The sequence below is a fragment of the Bradyrhizobium sp. CB2312 genome, assembly GCF_029714425.1.
Lineage (GTDB): Bacteria > Pseudomonadota > Alphaproteobacteria > Rhizobiales > Xanthobacteraceae > Bradyrhizobium.
In genome coordinates this window covers 6,693,894-6,712,436 of the sequence record NZ_CP121668.1, presented here as the reverse complement: position 1 = coordinate 6,712,436, position 18,543 = coordinate 6,693,894, and the positions used below count along the sequence as shown (strand labels likewise).

At 60.7% G+C, this 18,543-nt stretch carries 18 protein-coding genes and 1 pseudogene; 8 read left to right on the top strand and 11 right to left on the bottom strand.

The window, feature by feature from the left end; all coding sequences use genetic code 11:
- Positions 1 to 113 precede the first annotated feature (113 nt).
- Complete coding sequence (locus QA642_RS32780) at positions 114 to 1,025, top strand: LysR family transcriptional regulator (protein WP_283080575.1); 912 nt, start codon at positions 114 to 116, stop codon at positions 1,023 to 1,025.
- A gap of 18 nt (positions 1,026 to 1,043) precedes the next feature.
- Here the strand turns inward: QA642_RS32780 and QA642_RS32775 are convergent, their stop codons facing one another.
- Positions 1,044 to 1,925 carry an alpha/beta hydrolase gene (locus tag QA642_RS32775; protein ID WP_283087023.1) on the bottom strand — a complete coding sequence of 294 codons (882 nt, stop codon included), beginning with the start codon at positions 1,923 to 1,925 and terminating at the stop codon, positions 1,044 to 1,046.
- Positions 1,926 to 2,168: 243 nt separating this feature from the next.
- Between QA642_RS32775 and QA642_RS32770 the strand changes: the two are divergent.
- A pseudogene (locus tag QA642_RS32770) lies at positions 2,169 to 2,399 on the top strand (LysR substrate-binding domain-containing protein); the annotation flags it as partial.
- A 369-nt stretch (positions 2,400 to 2,768) separates the two neighbouring features.
- Here QA642_RS32770 and QA642_RS32765 read toward each other — a convergent pair.
- The 3 genes from QA642_RS32765 to QA642_RS32755 form a co-directional block, all read right to left on the bottom strand.
- Positions 2,769 to 4,187, bottom strand: coding sequence for a toll/interleukin-1 receptor domain-containing protein (locus QA642_RS32765; protein WP_283080574.1), 1,419 nt, complete (start codon positions 4,185 to 4,187; stop codon positions 2,769 to 2,771).
- A 94-nt stretch (positions 4,188 to 4,281) separates the two neighbouring features.
- Positions 4,282 to 5,280 carry a hypothetical protein gene (locus QA642_RS32760; protein ID WP_283080573.1) on the bottom strand — a complete coding sequence of 333 codons (999 nt, stop codon included), beginning with the start codon at positions 5,278 to 5,280 and terminating at the stop codon, positions 4,282 to 4,284.
- 2 nt (positions 5,281 to 5,282) lie between these two features.
- Positions 5,283 to 5,591, bottom strand: a complete 309-nt coding sequence (locus tag QA642_RS32755) for a hypothetical protein (protein ID WP_283080572.1) — start codon at positions 5,589 to 5,591, stop codon at positions 5,283 to 5,285.
- Positions 5,592 to 5,676: 85 nt separating this feature from the next.
- On the opposite strand from QA642_RS32755, the gene QA642_RS32750 reads away from it, so the two are divergent.
- Entirely contained in the window at positions 5,677 to 5,886 is a 210-nt protein-coding gene (locus QA642_RS32750) for a hypothetical protein (RefSeq protein WP_283080571.1), read from the top strand.
- 584 nt (positions 5,887 to 6,470) lie between these two features.
- Here the strand turns inward: QA642_RS32750 and QA642_RS32745 are convergent.
- Positions 6,471 to 6,989, bottom strand: coding sequence for a hypothetical protein (locus QA642_RS32745; RefSeq protein ID WP_283080570.1), 519 nt, complete (start codon positions 6,987 to 6,989; stop codon positions 6,471 to 6,473).
- Between the two features lie 437 nt (positions 6,990 to 7,426).
- Between QA642_RS32745 and QA642_RS32740 the strand changes: the two genes are divergently transcribed.
- From QA642_RS32740 to QA642_RS32730, 3 genes are read left to right on the top strand one after another with little or no spacing between them, the layout of a single operon-like run.
- A complete protein-coding gene (locus QA642_RS32740; RefSeq protein ID WP_283080569.1) occupies positions 7,427 to 9,025 on the top strand; it encodes a tetratricopeptide repeat protein in 1,599 nt (532 codons plus the stop codon).
- Positions 9,026 to 9,043: 18 nt separating this feature from the next.
- On the top strand, positions 9,044 to 9,652 hold the full coding sequence (locus tag QA642_RS32735) for a tetratricopeptide repeat protein (RefSeq protein WP_283080568.1): 609 nt from the start codon (positions 9,044 to 9,046) through the stop codon (positions 9,650 to 9,652).
- Positions 9,653 to 9,658: 6 nt separating this feature from the next.
- Positions 9,659 to 9,889 carry an MGMT family protein gene (locus QA642_RS32730; protein ID WP_283080567.1) on the top strand — a complete coding sequence of 77 codons (231 nt, stop codon included), beginning with the start codon at positions 9,659 to 9,661 and terminating at the stop codon, positions 9,887 to 9,889.
- A 231-nt stretch (positions 9,890 to 10,120) separates the two neighbouring features.
- Here QA642_RS32730 and QA642_RS32725 read toward each other — a convergent pair whose 3' ends face one another.
- The 3 genes from QA642_RS32725 to dapD form a co-directional block, all read right to left on the bottom strand.
- Complete coding sequence (locus tag QA642_RS32725) at positions 10,121 to 10,648, bottom strand: hypothetical protein (protein WP_283087022.1); 528 nt, start codon at positions 10,646 to 10,648, stop codon at positions 10,121 to 10,123.
- A 172-nt stretch (positions 10,649 to 10,820) separates the two neighbouring features.
- Positions 10,821 to 11,060 (bottom strand): DUF3551 domain-containing protein, encoded by a 240-nt coding sequence (locus QA642_RS32720; protein WP_283080566.1) that lies wholly within the window; start codon positions 11,058 to 11,060, stop codon positions 10,821 to 10,823.
- A 331-nt stretch (positions 11,061 to 11,391) separates the two neighbouring features.
- Positions 11,392 to 12,363, bottom strand: coding sequence for a 2,3,4,5-tetrahydropyridine-2,6-dicarboxylate N-succinyltransferase (gene dapD, locus QA642_RS32715; RefSeq protein ID WP_283080565.1), 972 nt, complete (start codon positions 12,361 to 12,363; stop codon positions 11,392 to 11,394).
- A 237-nt stretch (positions 12,364 to 12,600) separates the two neighbouring features.
- Between dapD and QA642_RS32710 the strand changes: the two genes are divergently transcribed.
- Complete coding sequence (locus tag QA642_RS32710) at positions 12,601 to 13,587, top strand: cysteine synthase A (RefSeq protein ID WP_283080564.1); 987 nt, start codon at positions 12,601 to 12,603, stop codon at positions 13,585 to 13,587.
- Positions 13,588 to 13,611: 24 nt separating this feature from the next.
- On the opposite strand, the gene QA642_RS32705 is transcribed toward QA642_RS32710, so the two are convergent.
- The 3 genes from QA642_RS32705 to QA642_RS32695 form a co-directional block, all read right to left on the bottom strand.
- On the bottom strand, positions 13,612 to 16,305 hold the full coding sequence (locus tag QA642_RS32705) for a hybrid sensor histidine kinase/response regulator (RefSeq protein ID WP_283080563.1): 2,694 nt from the start codon (positions 16,303 to 16,305) through the stop codon (positions 13,612 to 13,614).
- Positions 16,302 to 17,345: an ABC transporter substrate-binding protein gene (locus tag QA642_RS32700; protein WP_283080562.1), complete on the bottom strand. Its 1,044-nt coding sequence runs from the start codon at positions 17,343 to 17,345 to the stop codon at positions 16,302 to 16,304. The genes QA642_RS32705 and QA642_RS32700 overlap by 4 nt, the downstream gene beginning before the upstream one ends.
- Positions 17,346 to 17,433: 88 nt before the next feature.
- Positions 17,434 to 17,952, bottom strand: coding sequence for a hypothetical protein (locus tag QA642_RS32695; RefSeq protein ID WP_283080561.1), 519 nt, complete (start codon positions 17,950 to 17,952; stop codon positions 17,434 to 17,436).
- Here QA642_RS32695 and QA642_RS32690 point away from each other — a divergent pair.
- Positions 17,944 to 18,438 (top strand): ShlB/FhaC/HecB family hemolysin secretion/activation protein, encoded by a 495-nt coding sequence (locus QA642_RS32690; protein ID WP_349253883.1) that lies wholly within the window; start codon positions 17,944 to 17,946, stop codon positions 18,436 to 18,438. The two genes, QA642_RS32695 and QA642_RS32690, sit on opposite strands and share 9 nt — an antisense overlap.
- Positions 18,439 to 18,543: the final 105 nt, after the last annotated feature.

Below are 18,543 nucleotides of genomic sequence, written 5' to 3'. Positions count from 1 at the left end.
GCGGGGAGCGGTCTTGCTCTGGGTGGAAATATCGTTCCGCTTTGGATTGGAGACAATCCATGCAAATATGACGGCTATGTCTACGATTTGGAAACAATCGCCGGAGCCGGCCCTTGGATAAGGTCGCCAGCCTCCGGGCCTTCGTGAAGGTGGTCGAGAGCGGCAGCTTCGCCGAAGCGGGCCGGCAGCTCAGGCTGTCGCGTTCGGCGATCAGCAAATACATCGCCGACCTCGAGGAGAGCCTCGGCGTCCAGCTCTTGAACCGGACCACGCGGCATGCGAGCCCGACCGAGAACGGCCAGCGCTATTTCGAGCGGGCGGTCGTGATCCTCTCGGAGATCGAGGCCGCCGATCAGGCAGTGACGCAGGCCCAGTCGGCGCCGCGCGGCCTGTTGCGCGTCAACGCGCCGATGTCGTTCGGGACGATGCGGCTGGGTCCCGTGCTCGCCGAATTCATGGCGCGCCATGGCGAGCTTCAGCTCCAGATCGTGCTCAGCGACGATCTGCTCGACCCTGTCCAGGACGGCTTTGACGTCACGTTGCGGATTGCCGAACTGGAATCTTCGAGCTTGATCGCGCGAAAAATCATGCCGGTGGCTCGCATGATCTGCGCCTCGCCGGATTATCTCGCGCGTCACGGCACGCCCAGGCATCCGCAGGATCTGCGCGAGCACGCCTCGCTTACCTACGGCTTCCTGCTGACAGGCAATCAGTGGAAGCTCACCGGCCGCGATGGCGACCACTGGATCCAGCCGGCCTGGTCGCTCTGCGTCAACAATGCGGAGGTGCTTCGCGATGTCGCGATCAAGGGTAGGGGGCTCGCGCTGCTTCCCGAGTTCATCGCTGCGGATGCGTTGAAGACGGGCGAGCTGCGGATGGTGCTGGACGACTATTTTGCGCCGCCGCTTGCGCTCTACGCGGTCTATCCGCCGACGCGGCACCTCTCGGTGAAGGTGCGGTTGTTCATCGATTTCCTGGTCGAGCGGTTTGGCCGCGAGGAGGAGGCGACAAGCCGATCGAAATGATCGGCTTGTCGCGCCGATCTACTTTTTGCCGTCGAGAAACTCGCGCACCGCCTTCACCGTCGCCACCGGCTGTTCTTCCATCAGCCAGTGACCGGCATCGGGAATGACGACCTCCGTGACATCGGTCGCCGCGTTCCGCATTACGACGGCTTCCATCGCTCCGAACGATTTTGCACCTCCGACAGCAAGCACGGGAATGGTCAATTTGGTCGCGATCGCCTTCTTGTTGTCCTCGGCGTCGGTGCGGATCGCCCTGAATTGGGCGAATGCAGCGCGCATCGCGCCTGGCCGCGCATAGAGCTCCGCGTAATGACGGCGCGTGGCCTCGGTGATCTTCGAGGGCGTGCCGGCGAATTCATTCCAGAAGCGGTCGAGATAGATGCGCTCGCGGCCCTTGACCAGCCGCTCCATGTCGGGGCCGCCAAAGTCGAAGTGCCACAGAAGCGGGCTGCGAACGACCTCGTCCCACGGCGGCACGCCGGGCACCGGCGCATCCATGACGACGAGCTTCTCGGTGAGGTCGCGATAGCGCGCGGCATAGGCGTAGGCCACCATGGTGCCGATGTCATGTCCGATGACGACGGCCTTGTCGATGCCGAGCGACTGCAGGACGCCGCGCATGTCGGCCGCCTGGCTCCATTTGTCGTAGCCCTTGTCGGGTTTGTCCGAGAGGCCCATGCCGCGCAGATCAGGCACCACGACGGTGTGATCGCGCGCAAGGTCCGCGCCAAGCTTCGTCCACATGTCGCCGGTGTCGCCGAAGCCATGGATCAGGATCACGGCGGGACCCTGGCCGCCGACGCGCACATGAATCTGCGTGCCGTTGGCCGGGATGGTTTTGGTCTTGAAGCTGGACGGGAAGGACTCCGTTTCGGCGCGCGCGGCAGGTGCGAGCAGCATGAGAAGAATGGCGAGACATTTTGCGCGCACCGGCGACTCCTATCGTCTTGAAGTTCAGGGAGTGTCCGTACGCTGCTCGTCGGGCTGAAGCAACCTGTCCGGCGCGCTCATCGAGGCCTTCTGGAGCGCGGCGAGCTCGCGCGCGGCGCTCGGGCATTCCGACGGCGACATCGAGCCGGCCGCCAGCTTGACCTCGCGACAGCGCTCGAACTGGCGGACGAGGCCGAGCGCGCCGGCGGCGCTGCCGAGCTGGTGCGCGACGTCGCGATCAAGGGCAGGGGGCTCGCGCTGCTGCCCGAATTCATCGCCGCCGATGCGTTGAAGAAGGGTGAGCTGCGCACGGTGCTGGACGACTATTCAGCGCCGCCGCTTGGACTCTACGCGGTCTATCCGCCGACACGGCATTTGTCGGTGAAGGTCCGGCTGTTCATCGATTTTCTCGTGGAGCGTTTTGGCCGCGAGGAGGAGGCGGGCCGACGCGCTGAGGCTGGCCATGTGGACTCATGTCAAACGCAGGGCTTGCCGGTGTCCGCTTCACCTCGAGCAGCGACGAAAAACGGGGCGTGCGGCGACTTCGCCTCTGGGCCGATTTTGTTGCAAAAGTCGGCTGTAACCGACGGATGTCTTTCGGCCATTCGGTAAGGCCGACCGGCTTTGATCCGCCGCCCCTAACACTCTCAACGCAACTCCTACGCTACACGCGCGGCGGAAGGATAACCAGGGAACGCCTCTACGAAATCCGCGAGCGCCTAGACAGGGAGTAACGAACCCGCCGCGCCGCGGCGCACGATGGGTTTCATTGGACAACCAAACCACGACTTTGAAGGAAGCCCGCCAATCGCGCTAAATCGGGACGTCGATTTCGAGCGCCATCCATCGCGCGAGAAGCGGGCTACTGTGGCGATCCAGGAACTTGCTGAAGCAGACATCGTTGAGTTCGACATCCTTCAACGTTTTATGCGTGATGGCGTTGACGTAATCCCAATATTGCTGAGCGCATTGCGGAGAGGAATCGCAGAGGGACTTCGCGAGGATCTCGATATAGATGCTCTTGACGGCCTTGGACCAAAGCTCCTTCGCATTGGAAAAGTTCACACGTGAGTGCATCGGCCGGTACCACATGATCCAGTAGTCCTCTTCTTCCCTCGACCATTCCTCGCGTGACAATGACGGATCGATGCATGGAGACCTGCACAACAACGGCTCCTTGGCGAGTTGGTCGAAGAAGAAGAAACAATTCAAGCTGTGATACCAGGTGACTCGCAGAAATCTGCGGATTTCATTGAGATCCTTCGGATCCTTAATGTGGTCTGGTCTTGGTCTAGACTTCTCCAGGCCCGCAATGATCTGCTCTACCCGCCGGTGGTCGAATTTCTCGACCTCGAAAACCATGCCTTGATATTGCGGAAACAGCTCTTCGAGAAATTTCATGATCTCCAAGAAAAAAGCCCGCGCGATGTCGCCGCCACGCCAGCACTCCTGGACGCCGATGTAGTTTCCGTAGATCAGGTCATGGGCATAGTCATATGTGAAGAATCCGAGCCCAATCGCGCTACCGGCCAGTTTTAGGATAAAATAGCGAGAATCGAGTGTGTAGGAAATCTCATTTCCTTCTGAGATAACAAAGGTTCGCTTCTGGCCAACATCTCCGGTCAGCACCCAACGCATGATGTCTTGCTCGTCATCACGCTCGACTGGTGGAAACAGGTCCTTGTACAGCTTGAACACGCCCGTATCAAAGAAGGCTGCGGAGCTGTCGAAATCCGACCTTGAAACGATGAAGTTCGGTTTGAGAAACGAAATCAAGTTCTTATCGGAGTCAGCCGAAGGGCTTGAATATTTGTCCCATCCTCGCACGGTCAAATCGAACTGACCAACCATCTTGCCGGACTCGAAGTCCAGCACCGGAAACTGCTTTGGTCGCTCGCCGGTTCTTCGCCAAGTCGCCTCCTTCGCATAAATCGGAATAATGATAGGCCTGTAGTTGTGGCGCTCCTTCTGCAACGACAGGGCAAGGCCAAGCTCGCGCTGAACCCACTGCGAATTTAGCGAATGTTCGCTGATTACCAACATGAAGAAATGGCACTTCGAGATCTTCTCCCGCAACACGCTTCCTATCGGATCGCCGGGACGTAGACCGTCGCCATATTGAAAGACGGAGAAGCCTCCATCCTTCAGAACTTTCCCATAACGCTGAGCTTCGTCATTATTTGCTGCGCTATGCGAAATGAATGCGGAGATATGTCTGTGTACACTCTTCAAGAATCGCATAGCCTCCCCCAAGCCTTCTGCCCGAGAAGATTGAAAAAGCCGAAACCTTCACCATACAACAGTCAATGCAGGCCTTCATCCCGCGCTAGCGGCGCTGTGCAATGTATTGCCTTACAACGCCGGTCACATCGTTATTGAAGCGCTCCACGACCTCTTGGCTCGTAGCAATCATCAAGGGAGGAGGCTTAACGTTTTGAATTCCAACCGCGGCGAGGGCCTGCCTCAGCCTGGGAGCATCTTGCGAATACGTATTTGCCAAGCAGTCCAATGTGGGCGGCAAAAACTGATCTGCTCTCGCTGAACGAGCGTCGAAGCCTCCCCGAAGCGCCTGATATAACGCCGAAATACCGCCTGAGAACTGAAACGTCTTATTCATTCGTCCCACAATCAGGCCAAGCTTTACGTGATCCTCATCGTCAGCCGAAGCGGAGGCAGCGTCGGTGAGCTGGTCAGCATAGTCTTGCGCGTCACGCACTTCGAAATAAGGGACGGGCCTATCGCGCACAAAATGATAGAAACTGAGACCGCCTTCCAGATCCAATTGGGGCGCCTGATTATTGAGCCGTCGCATTCTTCGAGCGATGCTCTTGCCTGTCGACAGGAGAAGCTTTCGTAGCTGCTCCTCCTGGTAAGGAATGTTACCACTCTGGCTGTCTCCGAAATAGAATCCTCCCATCGCTGCCGAACGGAGGCAGATTCCGACGCTGAGGATTTCACCGAGTTCATAGCCTGCAAGGAATGCATCGTTCTGCCGCTTCGAGTCCTCCGCCTTACGCGTTCTCTCCGCACCCGAGAGGAAGCGTTCAACGCAATTATCGTAGGAAGTAAAGGTGAATCCGGGCAGCTCGGTAACTCGAAGCGAGTTCTCAAAAACAGTGACGGAGGAGCCTGCTCGCTCAACTCTGAATCGTCCATCCTGAAAGGAAATATTTCCGCTATCCGCGTTCGCAAACCTGGCGAGCGGTCCAACGCATACGTCTCTCGCAATGAGGGCGCGTCGTTCGTCAGAGGAAGAACTCTGGGCCCCCGCTTCTGCACTCGCGATAAGTGCCGAGCCGATGACAAAAAGGCGGAGCAATTTCACGGCTATTTAAATTTCTCCAGGCACTCAGTGTATTTGCTGTAGTCGAACTTGGGAAATTGCGCGATCTGGACGTTATCTTCCAGCACGGTTATGCCTTCCTTCGACCTTATGATCTTGAATTTGCCCTGGTCGTAGCTCACGGCTGATTCAGGATCAGGGGTGTTGGCAAACCTGGCAATCGGCCCAACGCAGAGATCGCGGGCAGCATACGAGCGGCGAAGCCCCTGCTCCTCCGTCGGCTCCGCGAGCGCGGCGGAAATCATAAGCGTGCTGAAGAATATTTCGATGATTCCGGTGGCAAAACGGGTCATGGCTTGGCGCTCCCGCAGGCTGGCGCGAAATATCAAGCTGAGCTAGCCTACCAGCAAAGGTTGCAATTGCAATGGGAGGCCGCGCGTGCCCATTAAAAGAGTTATTGGACTGTATCTGGGTATCTTATTGCCGATACTCGCCCTCTACGTCTTTACCGTCATCTTTTCAGTTTACGCACCGACCGCGACTCCGCAGCTAAGCGCTGCTATTCCGGTATTCATGGACTTGATAAAAATTATCGTTGGCGGCGCCATTGGAGCCTTTTCGGTGATCATCGGTCATAGGGTTCAATAGATCGGGCTGAAGATGTGCCAGCAATGGGCACGCGAAGCCGCGCCAAACGCGCCCGCGCGGCAACGCATCACGCGTACACGCCTCCACGAGAGAGGCCAGCGCCTGAGCCGCAAGTAGCCCGACACCACGACCGGCCACATGCAGGTCTGCGTCCCACACTGACGTGGCTTTAGCACGGACGGTACCAACGTCGGCTTTTCTCCATACCGCCGACCTGAGCCGGACATTGCTCGATGACGGCAAAGGGCCCAGTACCGGAAATGAGGGCCGACCTTGCCAGCTTTCGCTCCATCGCTGGAAGGCCGGTCCCGGGCGATGCTGTTCGGGAATGGGATCATCTATACGCGCCCGCCACTGTCTATTTCTTTTCGTCATCCAAAATCCTTCAGATAACGGTTTACAGGGGCGGTGCCTGAGCCGTTATCAACGAAGGGTGGCGAGGCCTTGGAAGTTCGGTGCTTTTATACGGGCCGAAATAAACCAAGCAATCGCCGCCAGCACACCTTACAAATCGCGAGACACCCAAAGTTTGTCTCGTCACTCCAAAGCCCTGTAAAAGTGATGGAAGCTGAAGGCAGTTTTCCTTAGGGGCGACACTGCGAGCGTACTTCAGTCAATCGCTTTCGCATCTGTCTCGATAGAGCCAAAAAATCACCTGGCTTAGTCTCCGCGCAGATATACTCACGGTGACCATCAATGTCATTCTCGAAGCTCCTTCTCCACTCTGGATCATCATATACGAGCAGCATCTCGTCGTATGCCCAGAGCATGAGAGTCACAAAGAGCTTATAGCGAGCAAACTCTGTCGCATCTCCAGCTTTTAGTTTTTTGTAATCTGGGTCCGCAAACATCGGATACTTAATTCCCGCTTTGGAATACTCCATGAAGACCTGTCGAGCCGACGCTATAGCGGCGTTATTTTTTATCAACGTAACCTGATAAAGGACTGCACCAAGCGCGCCAAGTGCGAGGGCAAAACTTGCGCCAGCGAAGCACGCCGAGGCTATTTGGGCCCAGTTAGAAACAGGCCTGTCCTTTTTTAGTAACGCCGCCAGTGGCCCAAACAGCGGTTTTCTTGCCGGTTCAGCTGTCTCGTCACCCATCAGCTATCTCCCACCTGCAACGTTCGAAACGGGCAAGCGGACGCATATTAAGCTTAAGATTGCAGCTTGCTCAATCGTGTCTAGGCTTCATATGAGGAAGTGGATAGGCGGCTCATAAGGGGGCTTGAGTTAACGATTATTGGACTTGCTGACTGCGGTCCGCGAAGTCTGCAATGGGGTCAAAGGCGGACAACCCTGGCGACGGCAACAATCGTCCGTTCTCGCCTTGAAAGCGGACCCTTGCTCGGCGCTCAGCGGGGACAGCTTCGGGCCAATAACGGAAATTTCGCTGTCCTATTAAGGAGGTGGCGCGTGTAGTAAGCTCCGATCGAGTTCAACCAATTCAGCAATACGCCTCCCTGGGCTTGGTCTTTGTCGCAACTTTGCACGCGGCAGGTCACGCGCGTCACCGCGTGCATTCTGGAGAGGAGAGTTAGATGAGGACTCACTCGATAAGGATATCTTTTGCGACAGCCCTGCTAGGTGCTGCCATCACGAGCGGTGCAATTGGTCAGCAAGACCAACAGCTCGGTAAGGTGACATTCCCCACCTCCTGCGATCCCGGTGTGCAAGCCGAATTCGACCGCGGCGTCGCCATGCTGCATTCATATTGGTTCCTGATCGCCCGCCGGAAATTCGAAGCGATACTGCAACAAGATCCCGGCTGCGCCATGGCATATTGGGGTGTGGCGATGGACCTCCTTGGCAACACGCTTGCGACCACGCCATCAAATGCCGAGGCACAAGCAGCCTGGGATGCACTTGAAAAGGCACGGTCGGTCGGGGCGAAGACTCAACGTGAGCGGGACTGGATCGAGGCGCTGAGCGCCTATTTTCGCGACTACAATAAGGTTCCCGTTGATGCCCGTCTGACGGCCTACAATGCTGCGATGGAGCGCATGGTGCAGACCTATCCTGACGACTACGAGGCGAAGGCGTACTACGCTCTCACGCTGCAAGCTTCCGCGAAGAAGAACGACCTCTCATACACCAACCAGCTGAAATCCGCGGCACTTCTGGAAAGCTTGTTCGAAGAGAACCCTCAACATCCGGGTGTGACGCATTACCTCATTCACGCCTACGATTTCGCTCCGCTTGCCGAAAAGGGTATTGCATCAGCGCGTCGCTACGCCGGCATCGCTCCGGCGGTGCCGCATGCGCGGCACATGCCGTCTCACATCTATTCCATGGTCGGGCTCTGGGAGGAATCCATCGCCTCAAACGCCTTAGCGCTCGAGATTCAGCCCGACTACTATCACGCATCGGACTTCACGGTGTATGCGCATCTGCAGCTCGCGCAAGACGCCAAAGCCGACGCGATGATCAAAAAGTCGCTGGCCACCGCCGATCGCGGCGACCGACCGATCAACTTCGTCAATTTCACTGCCAAGGCCGCCATGCCGGCGCGCTATGTCTTGGAGCGTGCCGACTGGGCCGGCGCTGCCAACCTGGCGATGACGCCGACCAAATATCCCATGGCGGATTCGTTGATCCGCTTCACGCGCGGTCTCGGCATGGCGCGTGTCGGCGATATCGCCGGCGCCAATAAAGAGATCGAGGAGATGAAAGTGTTGCGCACGATGCTGCAGGGTGCTGACCAATCCTACTGGGCCGAACGCACCGAAGAGCAGATGCTTGCGGTTTCCGCGTGGGTGGCACTGAAGGAAGGCGACCACGATCGGGCCCTCAAGTTGATGAGGGCAGCCGCCGACAGCGAAGACGGCAGTGTCAAACACGTGGCCATGGAGAACCGCCTCTTTCCGTTGCGCGAACTGTTGGCGGAATTGCTCCTGGAGACAGGACAGCCCACAGCCGCACTGAACGAGTATGAGACCGCACTCAAGCAAACTCCCAATCGCTTCCGCGCGTTCTGGGGCGCCGCGCGCGCTGCCGACCGCTCCGGCGACCGTCAGAAGTCAACCGAGTATTATAGCAAGCTGATAGAGCTCGCTGGGAACGCCGATACGGAGCGGCAGGAAATCCGTGAAGCCAAAGCGCAACTGCGGAACGACACCGTGGGTACTTCCCGACAATGATGCTTCGGCTGTCCGACCATGCCCAAGAGCGCCGTCAATGTAGGAATGACAAGGCTGATCCCGGCAATTGCTGCGGCGACGGTGCTCGGTGGGCTTGTCGCTTATTTCGCCGTCTACGGGAATGACCGGACGGAATGGGGGATTATGCAGCTGGTCAGCGGGTCCACCGGCAAAGGGACGACCGCAGTCACGCCCGAAGCCTGGCCGATCTGCACCACCATGGGACCGGTGGCGGCGGAAGCCGAGTGGGTGGAGCTCGATCCCGATTTCAAGGCGGGCAAGAGGGCGCTTGCCGCTGCGGACTGGAATGGGGCCATTGTATCGTTCACGCGCGCCGCCCTGCGTGACCCGCTCAATGCCGATATCCAGAACTACCTCGGTTATTCCTATCGACGCTTTCGCCAACTCGGGCCGGCTATTGGACACTATCAGCAGGCGCTCATGCTAAATCCGCGTCACCGCAGCGCACACGAGCATCTTGGCGAGGCTTATCTGGTGCTCGGCGAGCCCACCAGAGCTGAGCAACATCTGGCTGCATTGGAAAATCTCTGCCTCCTTCTTCCTTGCGAGGAATATGACGATCTCAAGCGCGCCATCGCGGCATACAGAAAGCTGGCGGCACATTGAGGGCCCATGAAAACGTTTTCGGATAAAGTCCGCGACATCGTGCGCAAGATCCCAAAGGGGAACACCATGACGTTCAAAGCCGTCGCTGCCAAAGCCGGCAATCCGAAAGCTGCACGCGCGGTTGGTGCCATCATGCGCACGAATGACGACCCATCGGTCCCGTGTCATCGCGTTATTGCAAGCGACGGCTCAAAGCGCGGCTACGTTCGTCCGCGCCGTCGGCCGGCCCAACAATGATCAAAGGCTGCCTTGGCCCACCCGCATTGCCCTGCTCGGTCACCTTCAGAAAGCAGAACTCGCGCTCTGAGCTAAGGTCAGACACGGGATCACAAGCGGAAACCACGTTCGGATCAGATGGTCGGCCTAAAGCGCGATGAGATTCGGATGAATCGTCATCCTCTTTAGGTTGTTCATTGAGCATGATCTTTCGGAAAACCGCTGCGCACTTTTCCGAATCATGCCTTGGGCTCATCCAGCTCGCGCGTCACGTACCGCCTGCGCGACTTTCGTCGCCTGCGACACTCGTCCGATCTTTGCGCCTGCAATGATCTTTCTTCGGCGTGTGCTTGCCTTCGGCACCATGCCTTCGTTCGCGTTAGCTCCGGCTGGGGGATAGGTCGTGAAGTTCGCGGCGCGATGCAGCGCGAGAGCCTTTCGCGCCGCTTCGACATGCGCGGTCCGAGCTGCCAGGTTGTGAAGACGCCTAAGCTCGTTGTTCAACCGCTTCAACGCCGCGGCGAAGACTTGCTTGCGTTCTGATGCATGCGCAGCGGTTCCCGGAAAGCTGGCTCCGCGAGCCTCGGCCTTTCCGCGCCCCTCTCGCTGCCTTTGTCGGCCGAGCGTTCGTTCCTTGTCGCGCATCTTGCGCAAGCGGGGTCGCATGGCCTCAAGCTCAGCGATGTCGACGTCATAGATGGCGGGATGGTGCGTGAGGCGGATCGCCTCATATTCTTCGTGGCTGAGGAGGCTGCGTTCGAGCTTGCAGGGGACCGACATTCTCATCCCTCCATTTGATTCCTTGAAAGTCAGGCAGACGGACTCGTCCAGGTCGACGAATTTCTCAATCATCAGGCCGCACGCGTGCCTCAGCCGAAACTGACGCAAGTCGACCAAAGGCCAGGAGCCGAACTCAAGCGAGAGCCTCGTCCGCTGTGCCCGCGGCGCTCAATCACTGTCTACCCTGCTGCGAGCGTCCGAATGCATGGCGCGGATTGACCCCGCAGGACGCATGGGTGCCGGAGGCAGCCGCCCTGCACTGCTGGAGGGTCGCGAACTGGCAGTTGCCGGGATGGCCCCAGCGGCGGCCTTGCAGGCAGTAGCGATCTGCGGCCGCGACCGCGGGCGAGAGTGATCCGACCGTGACCAGGATCAAAATTGCGGAGACCGCAGCAAACAGAATACGGTACATCGGAGTCCTCCTGTACTGCTCGTTGGGTGAGTGCTCACCTGTGCTCCCTTGGGGTGGAAGGCATCGGAGCCAACTATAACTTCAGCGTTCCGGATGATGATCCGATCATACCCTTAGAGTTCGCAGTGAATTTCCCGAGCTTTGGGCGCGAGGAGAAGGCGGGCTAACCCCGCCACAATGGTCGCCGACGAATTCTTCGCGTGATCCGCCTAAAGCGCGATGAGATCAGGAAGAATCGTCATCGCACTTTGGCTTGTTGTTTGCGCATGATCTTTTCGGAAAACCGCTACGCACTTTGCACTAACGCGGCCCTCCGGGTCCGGATCACGCTTTAGCCGTGAAGCTGCGAGTTGAGGCCGTTCCAATTGGGTGTGCGTCTGGTTGCCTCAAGAGCGCCGCTCTGCGAGTTCCGACGAAAAAGAAGGCCCTTCTGACCCGAGAGCTCTCTGGCTTTCACCACTCGACCATCCTCCAAAAGGATGCGGGCGCCTGCCGTGACATAACAGCCTGCTTCGACCACACAATCATCGCCCAGTGAAATGCCGATGCCGGCGTTGGCGCCGATCAGGCAGCGCTCGCCGACTGTAATCCTCTCTTTTCCTCCTCCTGACAGCGTCCCCATGATCGACGCTCCGCCACCAATGTCGCTGCCGCTCCCCACGACCACTCCGGCACTGATCCGGCCTTCGACCATGCAGTGACCAAGCGTGCCTGCATTGAAATTGCAAAAGCCTTCATGCATGACGGTCGTGCCCGGTGCCAAATAGGCTCCAAGCCTCACGCGATCCGCATCTGCAATTCTCACGTCCGCGTGCGTCACATAGTCGGTCATGCGCGGAAATTTATCCACGCCGGCCACCTCGAAATTGAGGCCGCGCTTTCGTGCCTCCATGCGCGCTTCCGGCACACGAGAGCTTTCGCACGGACCGAGAGTGGTCCAGGCAACGTTCGGCAGCAGGCCGAAAATCCCTTCGAGGTTCAGGCGATTGGGCTCGACAAGCCGATGGCTAAGCAGGTGGAGCCGAAGGTACGCGTCGTGCACGTCAACGGGCGCGGATGCGAGCGACCCAATCTCGGTACGGATCGGAACGATGTCGACGTTGCGAATATCGTCGTGCCGCGCATATCCACCTGCCGGCTCGCCCAATGATCCCCTGATCTCCTGCTCCGTCAACCGCGCCGTCGCCGCTCGGCCTGCCTCCGCACTCAGGCGCAACTGAAGAAACCAGGAATCCAGGACGCGGCCGTCAGTCGAAATGGTCGCAAATCCCGCACCTGTCGCACCCCTCTGCTCCATCGCCATCTGAACTGCTCGCGCTTTGATCCACCGGATATAGACAGTCTAGGGAATGCCACCGACGCTGACCAGACCGGCGCGCTCCCATCATCGGCGGAAACTACGTCGGTGGATGCACAGTGCAGGGAATGGAATTGCCGGTCCGGTCGGTTGAACGCCAAAGTTGTTGCCCGTATCGCCTGAACTAGAGAACGAAATTGTCCGCTCGGCAGCCTAAGGTTGGGGAGCGAAAGTGAGGGGGTGATGAACGCTATCCGAACGGGATTTTTGGACTCCATCGGCAATACGCCGTTGATCAGGCTGCGAAGGGCGTCGGAGGCCACGGGCTGCGAGATCTACGGCAAGGCCGAATTTCTCAATCCCGGCGGATCGATCAAGGATCGCGCGGCCCTCGCCATGGTCAACGATGCCGAGCGAAGTGGCAGGCTCAAGCCCGGCGGCGTCATCGTCGACGGCACGGCGGGAAATGTCGGCATCGGCATCGCGCTCGTCGCGAATGCACGCGGCTATCGCAGCGTGATCGTGATGCCTGACACACAAAGTCAGGAGAAGAAGGACATGTTGCGGTTGTGTGGTGCGGACCTGCGACTGGTCCCCGCCGTTCCCTATTCAAATCCCGGTCATTACGCGCGCTATTCGGGTCAACTCGCGGAAGAACTCGGTGCATTCTGGGCCAACCAGTTCGACAACACTGCCAATCGCGAGGGCCACTACCGCACGACCGGGCCGGAGATTTGGGAACAGACGGGCGGAAAGATCGATGGCTTTACCTGTGCCGTCGGCAGCGGCGGGACCTTGGGTGGGGTTGCGCGCGCCCTCAAGGAGCGCAATCCAGCGGTCAGGATTGCGCTCAGCGACCCCATGGGAGCCGCGCTCTATAACTGGTTCACAAAGGGGGAGCTGACGAGCGAAGGTGACTCCATCACCGAAGGAATAGGGCAAGTGCGTGTGACCAGGAACCTGGAAGGCACGCCAATTGATGCGGCGTATCAGATCACGGACCAGGAAGCGTTGCCCGTTCTGTTCGATCTGATCGAGCATGAGGGGCTGGTGCTCGGTGGATCGAGCGCCATCAACATCGTCGGAGCGATGCGACTTGCGCGCGACCTCGGCCCCGGCAAGACCATCGTGACCGTCCTCGCCGATGGCGGACAGCGCTATCAATCCAAGCTGTTCAACCCGGAATTTCTGCGCAAGAAGAATCTGCCCACCCCACATTGGATGGGATAGCAACCCCATCCAGCAGGCGGCGCGCTAGCGGACTGACCCTTGCTCCACGGGCCGGAGCAAGTCGTCCAGCGCGCTCATCGAGGCCTTCCGAAGCGCGGCGAGATCGCGGGCTGCGCTCTGGCACTCCGGCGGGGACATCGACGGTGCTGCCAGCTCGACCTCGCGGCAGCGCTCGAACAGGTGGACGAGGCCGAGCGCGCCGGCGGCGCTGCCGAGCTGGTGCGTGGATCGCGCGAGCCGCGCGCGGTCGCCAATTGCTGCGGCCTCGGCGATGTCATCGATCAGCCCTGCGCTGGTGTCTTCCAGCAGATGGTGGAGCTTTGCGATTTGCGCCGCGCCCAGCAGCTCCTTCTGGTCGTCGAGGAAGTGCCGGTCGATCAATGCGCCCGCGGCGAGCTGCACTTCTGCCGGCTCGCCCTCGAGATCGTCCTCGATCGCCTCGCGCAGCGCATTGATCAGGATCGGCTTGCTGACCACCTTGGCGATTCCTGCGCCTGCAAGCCGCTCGCGGGCGCTGCGCGAAACGTCGGCGGTCACGGCGATGATGCGCGGCATCTTCGGCAAGGCCAGCTTGCCGATCTTTGATGCCGCCTCGACGCCATCCATGTCGGGCATGTGCAGGTCCATCAGGATGACGTCGAAGGCCCGATCGCGGGCAAGCGCGATGGCCGAGGCGCCGTTGCCGGCGAGGGTAGGGTGGTGGCCGAGCCGGTTCAGGATGGCTTCGCCGACCTCGCGATTGACGGGATCGTCGTCCACCAGCAGCACGCTGAGCTGCCGCGACGGCGGCGGAATTGCACCTTGCGCGACGCCGCTCGCGGCGCGGCCGAGCGGCACTTCGAGCGTGAATGTGCTGCCTTCGCCCGGCGTGCTCGCCACCGTCAGCTCGCCGCGCATCAGGCGCGTGAGGCGCCGTGCGATCGCAAGGCCGAGGCCGGTCCCGCCGAACCTGCGCGCGATGCTGTCGTCCGCCTGCACGAAATCCTCAAAGATCCGCTCGTGCATGTCGGGGGCGATGCCGATGCCGGTATCGCGGACGGTGATGCGCAGCAGCACACGATCGTCGTGCTGCTCGGCGGCTGCGCTGACAGCGATCCCGCCGTGCGGGGTGAACTTGATCGCGTTGCCGATCAGGTTGAGCAGGATGCGGTTAAGCCTGACGGGATCGCCGTGTACCGAGATATCGGCCGTGGCCCCGCAGGCGAGGTCAAAGGCGAGGCCCTTGCCGAAGGCCTGCGGACGCATCAGGTCGGCCGCGGCTTCGATCAGTTGGTCCAGACGAAAATCGCGTGTCTCCAGCGTCTCGGTGCTGGCCTCCAGGCGCGCATATTCCAGGATGGCATCGACCAGCGCGATCAGCGTTTCGCCCGATGCGGCCGCGGTCGCGAGCTGGCGACGCTGCGCTTCGCTGAGGCTGCCGTCGTCGAGCAGTTGCAGCACGCCCATGACCCCGTTCAGCGGCGTCCGCAGCTCGTGGCTGACGACGGCGAGGAAGCGCGACTTGGTCTCGTTGGCCGCCACCGCCGCGCTGCGCGCGCGCTCGGCGGCATCGTGCTCGGCAAGGGCCTGATCGCGCGCCTTCTCCAGCTCGGAGGTGCGCTCGGTCACCTTGCGCTCCAGCGTCGCATAGGATTCGCGCAAATGCGCGGCCATGCGGTTGAACTGGTCGCCGAGCGCTTCCAGCTCGTCGCCGGTCTTGATCGCGAGCCGCAGGCCGAGATCGCCGCTGCCGATCCGGCGTGCGCCCTGCGTCAGGATCTGGATCGGCACGGTCATGCGCCGGCTGAGGAAGAGAGAGACCAGCACCGCACCGGCGAGCAGGATGACAAGCAAAAAGGTTGATCGCCCGATCGATGCATAGATCGGCGCATAGGCCTCGCTGAGCGGCAGCTCGACGAACACCAGCCAGCCGAGCGAGGGGACCGTCGCATAAGTCGACAGCACGCGCTGGCCCGACAGGTCCTCCTTGACGAGGCCCCCCGAGGGCGGTCCCACTCCGTCGAGCGCGGTGCGCACATCCGCATGCCGAGAGAGATCACTGCGTTGCAGTGCTGGCCACAGATCGGGATGCGCGATCAAGACCCCCTCGCGGTCGACCACATAGGCATTGCCGGTATTGCCGACCCTGATTCCGGCGACGAGGTCCCAGATGAAGCGCAGATTGACCTCGGCGACGACCACATTGGGGTTGCGGCCGGTGCCGCGCGTGGCGATCGTCATGAACGGCTCGGTGTCGCCGAAGAAGTAGACGGGCCCGTAATAGGCCCGGCTTTCATTGGCGCCGCGGAAGGCGGGTGACGTCGAGAGATCGGCCTTGCTGCCGATCCTGTCGGCGATGCGACGCGACACGCGCACCTGCTCGCGGCCCTGTGCATCGAGCTCGGCGATCTCCGCGATCGCGGGCGAGAGGCGCAGCAGGCGGATGGCGTTGAGGCGATCGTCTTCGTTGGTCGACAGCTCCGGCGGCAGGCGCGAGAGCCATCTGATCTGGTTCTCGATCTGGCCGATGAACTGGCCGATCTGGATCGCCGCGCTTGCGGCCTGCTCGCGCTGGATCGCCGCGAGCAGCTGCTTCTGCTCGCGATAGGAGAACCAGACGTCGAATCCGGTGTTGATGGCGAGCGCGGCGAAGGCGAGGGCGACGATCGAGACGAGATATTTGCGGAACAGCCGGCCGGGAGGCGTCCGCAAATGTCCCTGGTCGACCTGATCGTTCACTCGCGGATCTCGTCGGCACGCGCCAGCAGCGTGAATGGAATCCTCAATCCGAGTGTGTTGGCAACGCTGCGGTTGATCAATAGCTCGTATTTGCGCGGCGATTGCACCGGCAGGTCGCCAGCCTTGGTGCCGCGCAGGATGAGATCGACATAGTCGGCCGAGCGCACCTCGAGCGTCGGCCCGTAGCTCATCAGCCCGCCCGCGTCCACGAAGTAGTGAAACGGATAGATCATCGGGACGCGATATTTTGAAGTTGCCGCGACGATCGCCTGGCGGTTCACCACCAGGAAGCTGTCGACGAGCGAGATCATCGCGGCCCTGGGCGGCTCGGAAAAGCGGCTGATCGCGCTCTCGATCTCCGCGGCCTTGCCGACGGGGACGAGCACCACCTCGACCCCGCATGTCACGGCCTCTGCCTCGAGGGAGTCGAGATAGTAGCGCCCGGCGCGCGGCGTCGTCGCCGGATTGAACAGGACGCCGACACGCGCGATGTCGGGCACGGCCTCCTTGATGAGCTGAAGCCATTTGCCGCCCATCTCGGGCGTGCTGCTGGTGAAGCCGGTGACGTTGCCGCCGGGATGGGCGAGGCTCTCGACGAAGCCGTTGCCGACGGGATCGTTGGAGGTGGCGAACACGATCGGGATCGTCTTGGTCGCCGCGAGCACGGCCGCGGTCTCACCTGTCGAGCCGGTCAGGATGACGTCGGGCTTGAGATCGATGAGCTCCTGGATCGCCGTCTTCAACTTGTCGGGTCCGCCGAAGCTCGAGCGGAGCTCGAAGCGGTAATTGATCCCTTCGACCCAGCCGCGTTGCCTCAGACCTGCGATGAGACCACCGAGCCGGGTGGTTGCAGCTTCAGTCATGCTGCGCCTCGTCAGTTCGTCGTCGAGCGCCAATGCCGTCAGCGTGGCGACGATACGCATGCGATCCGGTGTTGCGCCGAGCGCGAAGAAGCCCGCGGCAGCTGCGCCGGCGAGGCGAAGGAAATCGCGGCGGGCGACCGCCGGCACAGCGCGGGCAGAAGCGGGCCGCTCAATCATGAAATGTTTCGCAAAAATTGTCCCTGACGCAGTGCATATCCCGAATGGCCAGCAACCACAATTGATGAAAAACTGCGTTTATGAATGCTCATTCGCAGCCTTTGGCAGCCCGATACCGTAAGCCTACGCGGCCAGGCACGCAGACCATTCGGGCGGGCCAGAACATCACCTTCAACAGTCTGGCCGCAACGGGCGCCAGCACCGACGCCGGCAATATCGCGGTGACGGCGACCAACGGGTTCGTCCTGGCGCAGACGGTCCTGGTGAACGGGACGGCGACGCAGGGCTCGGTCGCGGCCAATGGCTCGGCCTCGCTGAGCGCCGGCACGACCAACACCGGCAGGGTGCTGACCGCAGCCACCGGCTCCGGCGCGATCACCGGCGGCGGCCTCGTGAACTGGAACACGCTCGACGCCGGAGCCTCGCTCGCGATGACCTCGAGCGGCAGCAGCATCACGCTCGATACGGCCCATAGCGGCGGCAGCATGACCTTGCAGGCCCGGCAGAACGTGACGTTCAGCCAGCTCACCACCGACGGCGCGCCGAGCGATGCCGGCGCCGTCGGCATCATCGCCGCTACCGGCATGCTGGCGGGGGGATCGATCAATGCCCATGGATCCGCCAGCCTGATCGCGGCGACATCGAACACCGGCCACTGGCGAGCTGGCAACACACGCAGGAAAAGCTGCTGCCGGGCGACCAGATTTTCTCGATCGGCGGCCCGACCACCGTGCGCGGCTATCCCTCCAACGCGGCGTCCGGCGACAGCGGCTATTATTTCAACGCCGAGTTGCACTACAATTGGTCGCAATGGCTGAGGGGTTTTGACACCTACATCTTCACCGATTGGGGTGCGGTGTATTCGACCTTCCCCGGCATCATCGAAATGGCCTCGGTCGGCGTCGGCTTCTCCTGGACCTACGCGCCGTTCATGACGTTCGAGGCGAATTACGCGACGCCGCTGAGGATGGCCGTCTCGACCCAGAACCATTACGAGGCCTATGGCCGCGTCATCTTGCGGCCGCTGTTGATGTTCCAGAAACAGGAAAGCGCCGCGCCGGTGGCGGCGGCGGCCGGCAAGAGCAAGTCGTAGCGAAAGATTGTCTCTCTCCGTCGTCATTGCGAGGAGCTCTTGCGACGAAGCAATCCAAATTCCCTCCGCGGACGGACTCTGGATTGCTTCGCTACGCTCGCAATG

Coding starts and splice junctions, on each gene's coding strand:
- QA642_RS32775 (WP_283087023.1), bottom strand. CDS start 1,925: ATGCTGCTCGCACCTGCCGCGCGCGCCGAAACGGAGTCCTTCCCGTCC.
- QA642_RS32755 (WP_283080572.1), bottom strand. CDS start 5,591: ATGACCCGTTTTGCCACCGGAATCATCGAAATATTCTTCAGCACGCTT.
- QA642_RS32745 (WP_283080570.1), bottom strand. CDS start 6,989: ATGGGTGACGAGACAGCTGAACCGGCAAGAAAACCGCTGTTTGGGCCA.
- QA642_RS32740 (WP_283080569.1), top strand. CDS start 7,427: ATGAGGACTCACTCGATAAGGATATCTTTTGCGACAGCCCTGCTAGGT.
- QA642_RS32735 (WP_283080568.1), top strand. CDS start 9,044: ATGCCCAAGAGCGCCGTCAATGTAGGAATGACAAGGCTGATCCCGGCA.
- QA642_RS32730 (WP_283080567.1), top strand. CDS start 9,659: ATGAAAACGTTTTCGGATAAAGTCCGCGACATCGTGCGCAAGATCCCA.
- QA642_RS32725 (WP_283087022.1), bottom strand. CDS start 10,648: ATGTCGGTCCCCTGCAAGCTCGAACGCAGCCTCCTCAGCCACGAAGAA.
- QA642_RS32720 (WP_283080566.1), bottom strand. CDS start 11,060: ATGTACCGTATTCTGTTTGCTGCGGTCTCCGCAATTTTGATCCTGGTC.
- dapD (WP_283080565.1), bottom strand. CDS start 12,363: ATGGCGATGGAGCAGAGGGGTGCGACAGGTGCGGGATTTGCGACCATT.
- QA642_RS32710 (WP_283080564.1), top strand. CDS start 12,601: ATGAACGCTATCCGAACGGGATTTTTGGACTCCATCGGCAATACGCCG.
- QA642_RS32700 (WP_283080562.1), bottom strand. CDS start 17,345: ATGATTGAGCGGCCCGCTTCTGCCCGCGCTGTGCCGGCGGTCGCCCGC.